Consider the following 13732-nt stretch of genomic DNA (forward strand, 5'->3'; position numbering starts at 1 on the left):
GTCGGCCGATCGCGGGACGAGCCGGCCGGGACCGGTTCGTCTCCGGCAAGACCCGACTCATACCATCAAAACCCTGGTGATCTGCGACCTCGGGCGACTGTCCGCGTCCGGCCGCCGGCGGCTGTCACTGTCGTGACCCCCGTTGCTGCCGACCGCCACGCAGCGCATCGCTCGCCCGTTCGACAGCCGTTGCAGCGCAGTGGGCGGCGCTCTCCAGTCCAGTCCCTATCGTGAAGCTTGCGGATTGTCCTGTTTTCACCACTTTGGCGAGCAAAAGGTGGTGTGGTAGTCACTGTGCCGGTCTGCGCTATATATACCGCTTCAGGCAGGACGCGACTTGCGAGGCGCCTCCTGCGAGTAGTACCCACGGAGGGTGTTCTGTGATAGTTAAACCCATTCATCGCCTTAGACGGGCAGTCCCGCCGGCGCTCGCGGTTTCCGCGGCTGCCGCCGTGGTCGTCGCCTTGCTGGCCTTCAACTCGACTGCGGCCAACGCGCAGGAGGCGCCGGTGGGCCTCGGCACGGCTGGCAACTTCTCCGTACTGGCCGGGGCCGAGCCCACCAACACTGGCCCAAGCTTCTTGGGTCAGAGCCTCGGGAGGTACCCAGGGAACACTGCGTCGGGCTTCGAGACGGCAACCATCGGCGGTGAGGTTCACCTCGGCGACGCGGTCGCCCTACAGGCCCAGAGCGACCTGACCACGGCCTTCAACGACGCCGCCGGCCGGACCCCGTTCACCAACCTGCCCGCAGAGCTCGGCGGCAACACCCTCAACCCCGGCGTCTATCGGATCGGGGCAGCGCAGCTGACCGGGCCGCTGACGCTCAACGCCCAGGGCAACCCCCAGGCCGTGTTCATCTTCCAGGTCGACTCCGCGCTGACGACGGCGTCGAACAGCAGCGTCGTCCTGATCAACGGCGCTTCGCCCTGCAACGTGTTCTGGAAGATCGGCAGCTCGGCGACGATCGGCACGGGCACCACCTTCGTGGGCACCATCATGGCTCAGGCGTCGATCACGATGGCCACGGGGGCGACCCTCCAGGGCCGTGCGCTGGCTCGAACCGCCGCCGTCACCCTCGACACCAACGTCATCACCGCACCTGTGTGCGCCGGCCCGTCTGGCCCACCCGGCCCGTCTGGCCCACCCGGCAGTCCCGGTGCTCCCGGCAGTCCCGGTGCTCCCGGCAGTCCCGGTGCTCCCGGCAGTCCCGGTGCTCCCGGTAGCCCCGGTGCGCCCGGCAGCCCCGGCGCCCCCGGTAGCCCCGGCGCCCCTGGTAGCCCCGGTGCACCCGGCAGCCCCGGCGCCCCCGGCGCCCCCGGCGCCCCCGGTAGCCCCGGTGCCCCCGGCAGCCCCGGTGCGCCCGGCAGCCCCGGTGGGCCAGGCGGTCGGGGTGACGACTCCGGAATGCTGCCGGTAACCGGTAGCGGTCTGGTACCGGCCCTGACGGGCACGGGAAGTGTCATTGTCGCCCTGGGTGGGTTCATGCTCTTCCTCTCCCGGCGTCGTCGAACACACCAGTCCTGATCGGAGGCCCGGCCGGTGACCTGCCGGCCGGGCCCCTCCAGCTATCGGCGCGGCAGGTTTCGAACCTGGGGCCAGCACCGTCGACATGGCCGCCCGTGCCCGACCCAATGCGCGTATCGCGTACCTGAAGTGGGACCACAACCGGGACCTCACCGAGGCCGGCCACGCCGGGCGGCCAGGGTGCACGAGCAGACCCTCGCCGTCTACCGGCTGCTCGACGAGCTGCGTCGCCGCCACCCCGGGGTGAAGATCGAGAGCTGCTCGTCCGGCGGCGCGCGGGTGGACCTGGAGATCCTGCGCCGCGCCGACCGGGTCTGGGCCAGCGACTGCAACGACGCCCTGGAACGGTTCTCCGTCCAGCGCTGGACGGGGCTGCTGCGAGCACACCTGTACGAGCTGGCCGGCGACGCGCCGCGCGCCGTCACCCACTACCGGACCGCCGCGGACCGGACCACGAGCCTGCCGGAGCAGCACTACCTGCGGATGCGGGCCGCCCGCCTCGCCGGACCGGCCGGCTGAGCCCGGTGGCCAGCCGTCGGGCACGTCTTTGGCTGCCGGGCGACAGCAGCACGCACCCGACGGAACAGGTGGCGCGCGGCCCGCGTACCCGAAAGGGAGGTGGCCGGGCCCGGGCGGGCCCGGCCACCGGTGGTGCGGTCGGTCAGCTCGCCGTGCAGGTGACTGCCGGGACGGCGGTGGTGCCGCCCGCGCTGCCGACGAAGCCGAAGCTGGTGCTGGCCCCGGCGCCGAGCCGGCCGTTGTAACCGGCGTTGGTGGCGGTCACGCTCGACCCGCTGCTGGTCACCGTGGCGTTCCAGGACTGGCTGACGCTCTGGCCGTTGGCGAACGTCCACCTCGTCGTCCAGCCGTTGATGGCGGCGGAACCGGCGGTCACCGTGACCTCGCCCTGGAAGCCGCCCTGCCACTGGTTGACGATCGTGTACGTGGCCGTGCAGCCGCCGTTCGCCGGCGGGGTGGTCGGCGGCGGCGTGGTCGGCGGGGCGGTGGTGGGCGGCGTGCTGGTGGTCGGCGGCGTGGTCGGCGTGACCCCGCCGTACACCGACGCCTCCCTCGCGGTCGCCTTGATGCCGTCGGCGCCGTTGAAGATCCGCTGGCCCCAGGTGGTCAGGGCGGCCGGGTTGAAGTTGGTGGTCATGTCGAGGTACTCGACGCCGCCACCGTTGCCGCTCCACGACCAGCCCAGGTAACCGATCCCGTTGGCCTGGGTGTAGGACAGGATGGTGTCCTCGTCCGGGTTGCCGTCGGAGTGGTCGAAGCCGAACTCGCCGACCACGATCGGCAGCTTCGCGGTGCGGAACCGGCCGAGGTAGTCGCTGATCTCCGCGGCGGTGTCGAAGACGCCGTACATGTGGATGGAGAAGACGGTGTTCTTCTGCGGGTCGGCCGCGAAGACCGACGCGGCGTTGTCGCGCATGGTGAACGACCAGTCCTGGCCCCAGTTCGGGGCGTCGACCATGATCGTGTGCGCCAGGCCGGCGGTACGCAGCCGCTTGATCGCGTTGGCCGAGTCGGTCGCCCAGGTGCCGTAGCCCTGGTTGCCGTACGGCTCGTTGCCGATGTTGACGATGACGTACTTCTCCTGGCCGGCGAGGGCGCTGGCGATGCTCAGCCAGTAGTCGACCGCCCTGTCCAGGGTGATCGCGCCGCTCTGCTCGCCGTACCCGGTGGTGTCGTGCACCTCCAGCACGCAGATCAGCTTGTTGGCCCTGCACAGCGAGATGACGTTGGCGACATCCGCCGTGTCGTTCTCGGCCCAGCGGTCGCCGCTGGCCAGCACCACCCGCACGGTGTTCGCGCCGAGCGCCTTGATGTTGGCGAAGGAGCTGGTCTGCTGCTGGTACCAGGTGTGTGCGTGGTTGACGCCGCGCATGACGAACTCGTTGCCGTTGGCGTCGTACAGCTTGCCGTCGGCGACGGAGAAGCCGGCGGCGGCGTGCGCCGGCGGCCCGAAGGCGAACACGGCGGCGAGGACCGTCAGCAGGGCGACGCCCGCGACGGAGAGACGTTTTCTCATGGCCTTCCTCAGGGAGGGTCAAGCCCCGTGCCCAGGGGGGTGCGGTGGTGGTGACGTAGGAAGGCGGCCGGCCCGGCAGCCGCCGTCCGGCTCCCGGCGGCGCAGGGATCAGCGTAGGCCGATCGACCGTTTCGGGGCAACCGGTTCAGTGAATGGCCGCCCGGAGTGACCAGCCCCGTGGCGGCCCGCACGCCTGCGGGCCGCCACAAGGGCGGTTCATCCCCACCACAGGTTGCGGCGCCCCGGCCTGAACCGGTTAAGGCAGCACACCATGCAGCCCGGCGCCGGCCGCCAAGGACCCGCCGGCCGGGAGGCGCGACCCGCAGGGGCGAAGCGGACCCCGAGGGTTGACGACCGCCGGTCGGGGTATCCGGTGACGATCGGGAGAGCGAAGGAGATACCGCGATGGTCAACATCGGCTACACCCTGATGTGCGAGCAGACCGGCCCCAAGGAACTGGTGGACCACGCGGTACGCGCCGAGGCGGCCGGCTTCGACCAGCTCGTGATGTCCGATCACTACTACCCCTGGCTGGGCTCCCAGGGCCACTCCCCGTACGCCTGGTCGGTGCTCGGCGCGGTCGCCCACGCCACCAGCCGGGCCGCGCTGATGTCCTTCGTGACCTGCCCGATCCGCCGCTACCACCCCGCCGTCGTGGCGCAGAAGGCCAGCACGATCGGGGTGCTCTCGGACGGCCGGTTCACCCTCGGCCTGGGCGCCGGGGAGAACCTCAACGAGCACGTCGTCGGCGGCTGGCCGCACGTGCAGCAGCGGCACGAGATGTTCGAGGAGGCATTGCAGATCATCCGGCCGCTGCTCAACGGCGAGACGCTGACCTTCTCCGGCAACCACTACGACGTGCCCGACGCGTACGTCTGGGACCGGCCCGGCCGCCCGGTGCCGATGGCCGTCGCCGCGTCCGGCCGGCAGTCGGCGGCGCTGGCGGCCGACTACGCCGACGGGATCGTCGCCACCGAACCGGACCCGCACATCATCGCGCTGTACGACGAGGCGGGCGGCGCGGGCCGGCCCCGGTACGGCCAGGTGGCGATCTGCTACGGCCCGGACGAGGCGGAGTGCCGCAAGATCGCGCATGACCAGTTCCGCTGGTTCGGGTCGGGCTGGAAGGTCAACGCGGAGCTGCCCGGGCCGGACTCGTTCGCCGCCGCGAGCCAGTTCGTCCGCGAGGAGGACGTCGCCGAGGGGATCTCCTGCGGCCCGGACGTCGACCGGCACGTGGAGGCGTTCAAGAAGTTCGTCGACGCCGGCTTCACCCACGTCGCGCTCGTCCAGGTCGGCGGTGACACCCAGCCGATGTTCCTGGACTGGGCCCGGGAGGAGCTGCTCCCCCGGCTCCGCGAGCTGTGACGGCGACGGTCCGGCCGAGGGGCCCGTCCGCTGGGGTCTCGCCGGTGGGGTTCCCCCCGGCGCACCTGCGGCTCGCCCTGGCCGCGCCCCGTACCCGCCCTGCCCGCCCCGTACCAGGACAAGGACCGTCATGCGCATCGGCAACACGGAGATCCGCCCGCTCGGCGGTGGCCTCGGCTGCCTCTTGATGATCCTCTTCTCGGTCCTGGCCTCGATCGCCCTGACCGTCCTCCTCAACCTCCTCCTCTAACCCACCCCACCCCTGTCCAGCCCCCGCCCCCGCTCCCCGCGATCTTGCGCTTCCGGCCCCCGCGATGTGGGTCAGCGGCGGAGGCCGAGGGCGGTCAGGAGGTCGCGGGTGGCTTGGCGGATCGGGGTCAGGATCGCGTCGCGGAGCCAGCGGACTGTCGGGGTGACCGTGACCCGCCAGGCGGCGCGCAGGGCCCGTCCGAGCGGGACGGCGGTGTGCCGCCACACCCAGCCCAGCGCCAGGCCGACCGGACGGAGCAGCAGCCGGTAGAGGACGTTGACGATGCGGCCCGTGAGCCGCCAGGCGTAGGCGAGGGCGCCGGCCACCAGCCGCAGCAGCCACCACAGCCCGCGCCCGACGGCGGCCAGCGCCGGGCCGAACGCCCGCCTCACCAGCTCCACCAGGGGCACCAGCACGTGCCGGATCAGCCAGTCGACCACCTTCACGAGCACGCGCGCCACGGGCCGGACCAGCGTGCGGAGGAACCAGACCAGCGGGTACCACAGCAGGTGCTTCGCCAGCCAGGCCAGCGGTACCCAGACCAGCCGGTGCAGGAGCCAGGCCAGCGGGCGCAGCACCCAGGCGCGCACGGCCCGGCCGATCGGGCTGAGCAGCCAGCGGTCCACCCACCGCGCGGTGCCGGCCAGCAGCTCCCAGAGCAGCCGCACGGGCAGCACCACGACCAGGGCGACGCCACGGGCGATCACGACGATCAGCGGGGGCGGCCCCTGTCGCCCCGTCGACGTGACGTTCATGGGGTGAGCGTAGAAGCCAGCGGCAACGGTGCTCCATCGACGTCGCCCGGCCGACCGGGGGTCCCGCGGCGGGGCGGGCGGTCAGGCCGGGCGCAGGTCGAGTTCGGCGAGCACCGGGTAGTGGTCGGAGGCGTACTCGGTGTCGCCGCCCCGCCGTACCTCGCAGGAGCGGACCAGCCGGGCCAGCGCCGGGGTGCCGAACAGGTAGTCCAGCCGCATGCCGGAGAACTCCGCCCCGCCGCCGTGCCGGGTGGGCGCGGTCAGCCCCTCGTCGCCGGGCACCAGCGCGCCGTACAGGTCGACCAGGCCGGCGGCGGCCAGCCGGGCCACCGCCCGGGTCTCCACCGTCCGGCCGTCCCGACGCAGGTGACGGCGACGGTACGCGGGGGACAGCCGGGCGACCCGGTCGGTGTGGTCGGTGCCCGGGTCGAGGGTGTTCAGGTCCCCGGCCAGCAGCGCCAGTTCCCCGGGGGCCCGACGGACGGCGGCGGCCAGCCAGCCGGCCTCGATCCGCCGGCGCAGCCCCCGGTACGGGTCGAGGTGGGCGGCGAACACGGTGACCGGGCCGGCGTCGGTGGCCACGGTGACCCGTACGGCGGCGTGGTGGAACGGCCGGCGGACCGTACCGGCCGCGAGCACCCGCAGCGGCGGGCGGACCAGCACCGCCACCGGCTGGCCAAGGCAGGAGCGGCCCAGGTACGGCCACATGCCCACCTCGGCGGCGAAGCCGGCCAGCACGTCGCCGCGGTCGAAGCCGCGCAGCTCCTGCGCGGCCAGCAGGTCCGGCCGCTGCGCGGCGACGACCCGGGCCACCCGGTCCAGCCGGCCGGGACCGGTCCGGTCCCGGCCGCCGGTCCGGATGTTCCAGGTCATCACCCGCAGCATGGCGCGCGGTCAGTCCGGCCGGCCGGCCTTGGCCAGCTCGTCGTCCAGCTCGTCGACCTGCTCCGAGGAGATGGCCGGGCGGTTGCCCTCGGCCAGGTCGGCGTTGGGGCGGATCGCCCAGTGGAGCAGGCCGACCCACAGGGCGCTGAGCAGGATCGCACCCATGAAGTCGGTGGGGTGGTGCATGCCCCGGTACATCCGGGAGACGGCCACGCCGACCGGCATGATCACGGCCAGCGCCACGAAGATCCACCGCCACCAGCGGTCGGTACGGGGAAACACGACGACCGCGATGGCCAGCCAGAGGCAGATGGTGGCAGCGATGTGCCCGGACGGGAACGACGACGTGGGCAGCTGCCCGTCCAGGTTCTCCACCGGCGGGCGGGGCCGGTCGACGGCGCGGGCGGAGGCGAGGAACAGGGTCAGCTCGCCGAACATCGCCAGCGCCACGAAGAGCACCGGCCGCCAGCGCCGCCACACCGCCAGCACCAGCGGGCAGAACACCAGCGACACCAACAGGATCGCGTGGGTGTCGCCGAACTTGCTCCACCACCAGCTCACGTCGGTCAGCGTGTCGGTGTGCCGCCCGGCGAACCAGCGCGGGATCTCGGTGTCCAGGGTGCCGAGGACGGTGTCCTTGGCGTGGTAGCTGACGAACTCGCCGAAGGCGTACAGGGCGCCGAACACCAGCACCCAGCCGACCAGCAGCTCCGCGACGACCGAGCGGGGGTGCTCCAGCACGTGCTCCTCGGCCGGGGCGGGGGCGATGTCGCGCCCCGCCTCGGGCTCCAGGCCCTCGGTCAGCGGCGGCACCGGCCGGCCACGCTCGCGCCGCCACAGCCGGAAGGCGTACGCGGTGACGCCCAGCCAGGCCGCGCCGAGCAGCCAGCCGCCGATCACGTCCGAGACGAAGTGCACGCCCAGCGCGATCCGGGTCAGCCCGATCAGCGCCACCAGCACCGCGCCGATCGCGATCGCCGGCTTGCGCCAGCGGGGCGCCATGGCCGGCAGGAACACCAGCAGCAGCGCCCCGTACGCGACGAACGAGCCGAGGGCGTGGCCGCTGGGGAAGCTGTTGCCGGGGGCGCTGGCGACGGGCACGTCCACCACCGGGCGGAGCCGGCCGACCAGGGTCTTCAGCGACGGGTCGAGGATCAGCCCGCCGACCCCGGTGATGATCAGGTAGGCCGCCAGCCGGGCCTGACGCCGGATCAGCAGCCCGATCACGGCGACACTGACCAGCCAGATCAGCACCGGCCGGCCGCCGAGGTCGGTGATCGCCTGGAGCACGGTCACCAGGGCATGATGCGGAGCGACGAGCCCGTTGAACCACTCCGCGACCTCGTGGTCGGCGTCGTTCAGCGGGCTCCAGCGCAAGCGTACGAGCATCAGCAGCAGGCCGAAGGCGACCCCCGCGCCGGCGACGGCCGCCAGCCCGGCGATGCTCCGCTCGGCGAAGTGGCCGAGTGGCCGCCGCACCACCTCTTTGACCGCGGTCACCCCGCACCTCCCTTGTCCGTCCTGGCGAGGCGCTTTACCCGATCCGCGTCGCGCGTACACCGGGGGTGTCGCCGGCGGGGTCAGAGCGCGGTCATCTCACCGGTGTCGTGGATCTCCTCGCGCTCGGCCTCCGGCTGCCACAGGTCCGGCTGGGCCGGCTCCCGCACGCCGATCCGCATCGCCTCGAGCTGGGCGGCGAAGGCCAGCCCGCCGAACAGCGCCATCCCGGTGAGGTTGGCCCAGAGCAGCAGCGCCATCATCCCGGTCAGCGCGCCGTAGGTCTGACCGAAGCCGTCGCTGAACCGCACGTACGCGGCGAGCAGCAGGCTGGCCAGCCACCACAGCGCGGTGGCGATGCCGGCGCCGAAGAGCAGCCAGGACAGGCCGGGCTGCTTGCGCCGGGGCGCGTGCCGGAACAGCAGGGCCACGGCGAGCACGGTCAGCCCGAGGCTCAGCGGCCAGCGGACCGCGTCCCACGCGCCGTTGGCGAACGTCCCCCACGCGTAGTGCCGGCGTACCGAATCGCCCATCGCACCGCCGCCGACCAGGATCAGGAACCCGGTCAGCGCGGGGACGCCGGCGACGACGGCGAGCACGGCGGCGCGCAGGTACTTCCACAGCGCCGGGCGGTCCCGTTCGACGCCGTAGATCCGGTTCGCGCCCCGCTCGATCTGCGCCATGGTGGTGGTGAGCGCGACCAGGCAGGTCAGCAGGCCGAGGGTCAGCGCCAGTTGGCCGGCGCGTTCGGTGCGTTCGCCCTCGCCGAGCAGTTCCTGCACCATCTGCTCGCTCTGCCCGGGGGTGAGGGCGAGCACGGTGTCGGCGACCACCTGGCCGCCCTCCTCGACGCCCAGGCCGGCGATCAGGCCGGTGAGGGCGATCAGGAACGGCACCACGGCGAGGCAGAGCTGCAACGCGAACGCCCGGGAGTGGCTGAACCCGTCGCCGTAGCGGAACCGGATGAACGCGTCCCGCAGCAGGCGCCAGCCGCCCTGCCGGCGCAGGGTGTGCCAGGCGTCGTCGGCGGCGAGTTCCTCGTCGGACATCAGCCGGGTCTCCGGCACGATCCTGGTGCTACTCACGGCGCGCCTCCCCGACCAGCTCCTCGCCCCGCTCCCCCGCCGCGGACGCGTCGACGGCCAGGTCGGGCGCCTGCTCGGGCTGCGGCACGCAGAGCCACAGCGCGCGGGGGCGGATCTCCGCCGTGAGTCGCCGGCCGGGGGAGATGAGGTCGCCGTCCAGCTCGCGCGGCTGCGCCCGGTTGCTGGTGATCTCCACCCGGCGGGCCCGGAAGACCTCCATCCGGGGCACGCTGCCCCGGCGCCGGACCAGCGCCCAGCCCATGGCCAGCCAGTGCCGCAGCGTACGTGGGGTGAGCACCGCGACGTCGAGCCAGCCGTCGTCCGGTTCGGCGCCGGTGAGCAGGGTGACCCCGCCCTGGAGCCGGCCGACGTTGGCGACCAGCACCGAGCGGGCCCGGCGGCGCAGCAGCGGCCGGTCGTCGATGCGGATGGTGACCCTCATCGGCCGGTCCCGCAGGTGCCGGGCGGCCCCCACGACGTAGGCGGGCCAGCCGATGCGGGCCTTGGTGGTCTCCGAGGTGGCGTCGAGCAGCTGCGCGTCGAAGCCCATCCCGGCCATGACGGTGAAGTAGTTGTCCTCGACCGCGCCGACGTCGAGCTGCCGGCGGCCCCGCTCGACGGCCACCTCCAGGCCGGCGGCGAGGTCGCCGGTGAGGCCGAGGTTGGCGGCGAGCAGGTTGCCGGTGCCCTGGGGCAGGACGGCCAGGGCCACGTCGGTGCCGACCAGGCCGCCGACGCAGGACATCACGGTGCCGTCGCCGCCGCAGGCGAAGACCACGTCGACGCCGGCTGAGACGGCCTCCTCGGTCTGGCCCCGGCCCGGGTCGTCGGGGGTGGTCTCGAACCACAGCGGCGGGGGCCAGCCGGCGGCGGTGAGGGCTGCGTCGACGGTCTCGCGCAGCTCGTCGAGATCGGTCACCTTCACCGGGTTGACCACCACCGCGGAGCGCAGCCCGCCGTCGGCAGCGGTCGATCGCGTGTCCTGCTCGGCATCCACGGCGCCAGTGTGCAGCAACTCCGAACAGGCGGCGAGCCGGCGACCGGTGAGCTTGCGCGCACCGAAATCAGGTTTGCGGGCGGACGGGACGCTGGTCGACACCGGGCGTCGGCCAGCGGCCCGTCCGCCCCCATCAGGCCGCCGCGCGCAGGGCGGTCTCCACCCGGCGGCGCAGGTCGGCCAGGTCCAGCCCGGCCTCGGTGAGCACCAGCGCGGCCAGCCCGCCGCCCTCGCGGAACAGCCCGAGCAGGATGTGCTCGGTGCCGATGTGCCGGTGCCGCAGCCGGAGCGCCTCCCGCAGCGCCAGCTCCAGCACCTTCCTGGCGCGCGGCGAGAAGGCGCCGACGGGGTGCGGCCGGCGTCCCCAGCGGCGGCGGGGACCGGGGGTGGCCTCGCGCAGCGCGTCGGGGCCGAAGGACTCCTCGATCCGGGCGACCACGGCCGAGAGGTCGATGCCGATCTCGCGCAGCGCGGCGACGTCCGCCTCGGCGAGGACGGCCCCGCCGTCGGCCGTGTGCCGGGCCACGGCGGCCCGCAGGTCGACGGCGCGGACGCCGGCCTCGCGCAGCACCCGCACCGCGAGGCTGTCGGCGTCGGCGAGGATCCCGAGCAGCAGGTGCTCGGTGCCGATCGGGCGCCGGCCGGTGGCCCGCGCCTCGTCGCGGGCCGCCCGGACCACCTCGCGGGCCCGTTCGGTGAACCGTTCGAACATCACGCCTCCCAGGAGCTCGGGACCGCCGGTCGCCCGGCGTGCTTCTTGTGGACCGCCTGCCGGCTGACCTCGAGCGCGTCGGCGATCTCCTGCCAGGACCAGCCCTGTCGACGGGCGTTGTCCACCTGGAGCACCTCCAGCCGTTCGAGCAGCCGGCTCAGGGCGCGCACGGCGCGCAGGCCGATCCGGGGATCGGTGCTGCCGGCCGCCGCCGCGAGTTCCGTCGCCTGACTCATGTCGTCAACTTACGTTGACAACCCCCGCGTGTCAACAAAAGTTGACGAGGTGGCGCAATACCTCGGCCCTCACATGGCGACAACACGCACCGGCCCGATCGACACCTGGAGCCTGGCCAACGAGTGCTCGACGAGAACCAGGCCGAAGGGCTACGGCGCAGCGAGTGGCACGAGACCAGCGGGCTCGACCACTGCGCCCGGTTCAGGACGGGATCTTGCCGGCTTCGGTAGTCGCGCCTTGTCTCATGACGGCCGAGCTGGTGGTGCCGAGAAACGCAAATGAGGTGGAGTCGAAGACCAGAGCTTCATGGCCACCTGCGGAGATCCCGATGCCTTGCCGACCCGCACCGTCCTGAACGTTGGCCACCGCGGTGACTCCCGGGAGCTTTGCCAGCGCCTTGAAGATCGCACTGCGCTGGGCCGGCAGTAGGTACGTTCCTGTCACGAGAAGCGTCCTTGCCGCCTCCAACGCCAGACCATCCTCACCCCCGATCGGCCCGGCGCTCGAGGGGCGCGGGCTGGGCGTACCCGCCGGACGATCTCCCTTGAGCCAGGCCAGCACTGCGGAGGGATCGGCGGGGAAGTTCGCCGGCAGAACGCCCCTCGTGCATTGCGGGAGGCCATCGCCCAGCTTGGTCGGATTCCGCTCTTCCTGGCACGAAGCGATTGCAATCCACGGCCACCACTCGGCGTTGCCGTCCTTCGGGCGCTGGCGTTGCTTACCGCTCTTCGTCGGGTCCACGGGGAGCCAGATCTGTGTCACGACTGGCGCTGTTCTCATGATCTTGAAGGAGCCGTCAGGCTGTTGGACCTGCTCCGGGTAGCTGCTGACCGTCTCCGTGAAGATGTATCCGCCTTCCTCAAGGCGTGTGATGGTGGACTGTCGGCCGACGACGGCTGCGTTATCGAGGACAGTTGCGGCTCGGGGCGTGGCCGCTTGTCCGGGCGGCGTATGCGAACTTGGCCACGAGCCCGCCACGGCCGCAGTAGCACCCACCACGGCGAGCGCCACCACTCCGACATGCCACGTCTTGAGTGCTCGCCTGCGAGGCGAGTCGCGGAAGACGGCCGCAGGGAGAGCGGCAAGTGGCTCATCTTCACGAGGGGCGAGGTCTTCCCCCAACTGCTTGATCAGGTCCAAGTCCTTCACGTCAACTCCAAAGCGATGTCGCCGGGTAGGCATTTGCGGATATTCCGACGGGCACGATGCAACCGCGATCGGACCGTGCCGAGCGGTATCCCGAGCGCCCTGGCCACCTCTTCGTAGGTCAGGTCGGCCCACGCAATCATGAGCAGCACGTCCCGGTCCCGACGAGAAAGCCTCGTGAGCGCCTCGAGCAGCGACCTTCGCCATGCTTGAGCCGAGGCGGCATCAGCGACTCGATCGGCAAGGTCCTCCTCACCTCGGTCGCGGGCGGAGCGCAGAAGAGCGCGGTACCTGGCCTGCTCGACGCGATGATGACGGGCGATCTCCCTGATCGCTATGGCAAAGAACCAGGGCCGAGCATCACTGTGACGGAGGTCGTACGTCCGTCTAGCGCGGAACGCCTTCATGAAGGTCTCGGCGACGACGTCCTCTGCGGCCTCTCGCCCGAGCCGCCGATACGCGTAACCATGCAACACCCCGGAGTGCCGCTCGTACAGCACACCGAACCGGTCGGGCTCCGCCAGCGACTCCGTGATGATCTCGGCGTCGGTACTCTCGGCCGCAGCCGGGGGGCCGTGGACGCGACCTTCCGTGTCGATCACCTGCTTCAACCCCGCCTCCCAGGACGTCTCGGCAAGGTTATCGATTCGTTATCACGCGCTAGGCAACCACTCCCTATACCGACAGGCGCCGACCTGGTCATCCTCGTGGCGACCGACAGCTCGCAGCAATGACGTGGGTGTATGACCGACAATCCGATTCATCGATGGAATAGCGGGTCACAGCTATGATCAGATTGCTGCTAGCCTGAATCCACCAACGCAAGCGACGAGAGGTTTGCCGCCTCGCCGAAAACGGCTGCCCCTAAAACTCTCGCGCTCCGGCAGTGAAATTCCTAGCGATTGCGGGTTCATGGACCTGGGGACGATCAGCTTCCCGCTTGGTGGGAAGTAGAACGACAGAGTGACGAGCTGCCTCAACAACCAGGACAGACGGTACTCGCAGCACCTTCTCTGGAATGGCAGTATTTTTGCCTCGCTCTTTTCGAGTGACGCGCTCGACTGGAATAGCAACATCGGCGTTGGCTACAGCGACATCATTGACGGTCTACGTCAGACGAACCAGCAGGGGCCGCGCAACCCAGGGTGATTGCGAAGTCGGGCGGGAGCGCTTTGATCAGGGAGTCCGGGGGGTTCCTGGCGTGGGCGCCGCTCCACCGCAGGTATGCCTCCCGGTGCC

13 protein-coding genes are annotated in these 13732 nt (G+C 71.8%); 3 read left to right on the forward strand and 10 right to left on the reverse strand.

All coding sequences use genetic code 11. The features are described from left to right. Positions 1-452: 452 nt before the first annotated feature. Together OOK41_RS25505 and OOK41_RS25510 are read left to right on the forward strand one after the other, a co-directional pair. Entirely contained in the window at positions 453-1526 is a 1074-nt protein-coding gene (locus OOK41_RS25505; RefSeq protein ID WP_266266988.1) for an ice-binding family protein, read from the forward strand. A 180-nt stretch (positions 1527-1706) separates the two neighbouring features. Continuing rightward, a complete protein-coding gene (locus OOK41_RS25510) occupies positions 1707-2045 on the forward strand; it encodes an alpha-galactosidase (RefSeq protein WP_266266989.1) in 339 nt (112 codons plus the stop codon). A gap of 142 nt (positions 2046-2187) precedes the next feature. Here the strand turns inward: OOK41_RS25510 and OOK41_RS25515 are convergent, their stop codons facing one another. Beyond that, positions 2188-3561 carry a cellulase family glycosylhydrolase gene (locus OOK41_RS25515; protein WP_266266990.1) on the reverse strand — a complete coding sequence of 458 codons (1374 nt, stop codon included), beginning with the start codon at positions 3559-3561 and terminating at the stop codon, positions 2188-2190. A 405-nt stretch (positions 3562-3966) separates the two neighbouring features. Here OOK41_RS25515 and OOK41_RS25520 point away from each other — a divergent pair, with 405 nt between their 5' ends. Next, positions 3967-4929, forward strand: a complete 963-nt coding sequence (locus OOK41_RS25520; protein WP_266266991.1) for a TIGR03557 family F420-dependent LLM class oxidoreductase — start codon at positions 3967-3969, stop codon at positions 4927-4929. 321 nt (positions 4930-5250) lie between these two features. Here OOK41_RS25520 and OOK41_RS25525 read toward each other — a convergent pair whose 3' ends face one another. The 9 genes from OOK41_RS25525 to OOK41_RS25565 form a co-directional block, all read right to left on the reverse strand. Beyond that, the gene (locus OOK41_RS25525; protein ID WP_117666817.1) at positions 5251-5934 is read right to left on the reverse strand and encodes a hypothetical protein; all 684 of its coding nucleotides are present in this window, start codon (positions 5932-5934) and stop codon (positions 5251-5253) included. Between the two features lie 81 nt (positions 5935-6015). Further along, on the reverse strand, positions 6016-6819 hold the full coding sequence (locus OOK41_RS25530; RefSeq protein WP_266266992.1) for an endonuclease/exonuclease/phosphatase family protein: 804 nt from the start codon (positions 6817-6819) through the stop codon (positions 6016-6018). Positions 6820-6828: 9 nt separating this feature from the next. After that, positions 6829-8319 carry a phosphatase PAP2 family protein gene (locus OOK41_RS25535; protein ID WP_117666813.1) on the reverse strand — a complete coding sequence of 497 codons (1491 nt, stop codon included), beginning with the start codon at positions 8317-8319 and terminating at the stop codon, positions 6829-6831. An 80-nt stretch (positions 8320-8399) separates the two neighbouring features. Next, positions 8400-9401 carry a YihY/virulence factor BrkB family protein gene (locus OOK41_RS25540; protein WP_266266993.1) on the reverse strand — a complete coding sequence of 334 codons (1002 nt, stop codon included), beginning with the start codon at positions 9399-9401 and terminating at the stop codon, positions 8400-8402. Beyond that, positions 9394-10398: a diacylglycerol kinase family protein gene (locus OOK41_RS25545; protein ID WP_266266994.1), complete on the reverse strand. Its 1005-nt coding sequence runs from the start codon at positions 10396-10398 to the stop codon at positions 9394-9396. Before OOK41_RS25545 ends, OOK41_RS25540 begins: the two co-directional genes overlap by 8 nt. 133 nt (positions 10399-10531) lie before the next feature. After that, positions 10532-11110, reverse strand: a complete 579-nt coding sequence (locus OOK41_RS25550; RefSeq protein WP_266266995.1) for a Clp protease N-terminal domain-containing protein — start codon at positions 11108-11110, stop codon at positions 10532-10534. Beyond that, positions 11110-11346 carry an HTH domain-containing protein gene (locus OOK41_RS25555; protein ID WP_117666805.1) on the reverse strand — a complete coding sequence of 79 codons (237 nt, stop codon included), beginning with the start codon at positions 11344-11346 and terminating at the stop codon, positions 11110-11112. The genes OOK41_RS25550 and OOK41_RS25555 overlap by 1 nt, the downstream gene beginning before the upstream one ends. A gap of 202 nt (positions 11347-11548) precedes the next feature. Next, positions 11549-12496, reverse strand: coding sequence for a CU044_5270 family protein (locus tag OOK41_RS25560; RefSeq protein WP_266266996.1), 948 nt, complete (start codon positions 12494-12496; stop codon positions 11549-11551). Next, a complete protein-coding gene (locus OOK41_RS25565; protein ID WP_266267978.1) occupies positions 12493-13095 on the reverse strand; it encodes an RNA polymerase sigma factor in 603 nt (200 codons plus the stop codon). Before OOK41_RS25565 ends, OOK41_RS25560 begins: the two co-directional genes overlap by 4 nt. Between the last annotated feature and the right edge of the window lie 637 nt (positions 13096-13732).

It is taken from the genome of Micromonospora sp. NBC_01655 (genome assembly GCF_026339755.1).
Lineage (GTDB): Bacteria > Actinomycetota > Actinomycetes > Mycobacteriales > Micromonosporaceae > Micromonospora.

What these genes read in the sequence shown, in the direction of transcription:
- OOK41_RS25515 (WP_266266990.1), bottom strand. Translation starts at nt 3,561, where the DNA reads ATGAGAAAACGTCTCTCCGTCGCGGGCGTCGCCCTGCTGACGGTCCTC.
- OOK41_RS25550 (WP_266266995.1), bottom strand. Translation starts at nt 11,110, where the DNA reads ATGTTCGAACGGTTCACCGAACGGGCCCGCGAGGTGGTCCGGGCGGCC.
- OOK41_RS25520 (WP_266266991.1), top strand. Translation starts at nt 3,967, where the DNA reads ATGGTCAACATCGGCTACACCCTGATGTGCGAGCAGACCGGCCCCAAG.
- OOK41_RS25530 (WP_266266992.1), bottom strand. Translation starts at nt 6,819, where the DNA reads ATGCTGCGGGTGATGACCTGGAACATCCGGACCGGCGGCCGGGACCGG.
- OOK41_RS25525 (WP_117666817.1), bottom strand. Translation starts at nt 5,934, where the DNA reads ATGAACGTCACGTCGACGGGGCGACAGGGGCCGCCCCCGCTGATCGTC.
- OOK41_RS25555 (WP_117666805.1), bottom strand. Translation starts at nt 11,346, where the DNA reads ATGAGTCAGGCGACGGAACTCGCGGCGGCGGCCGGCAGCACCGATCCC.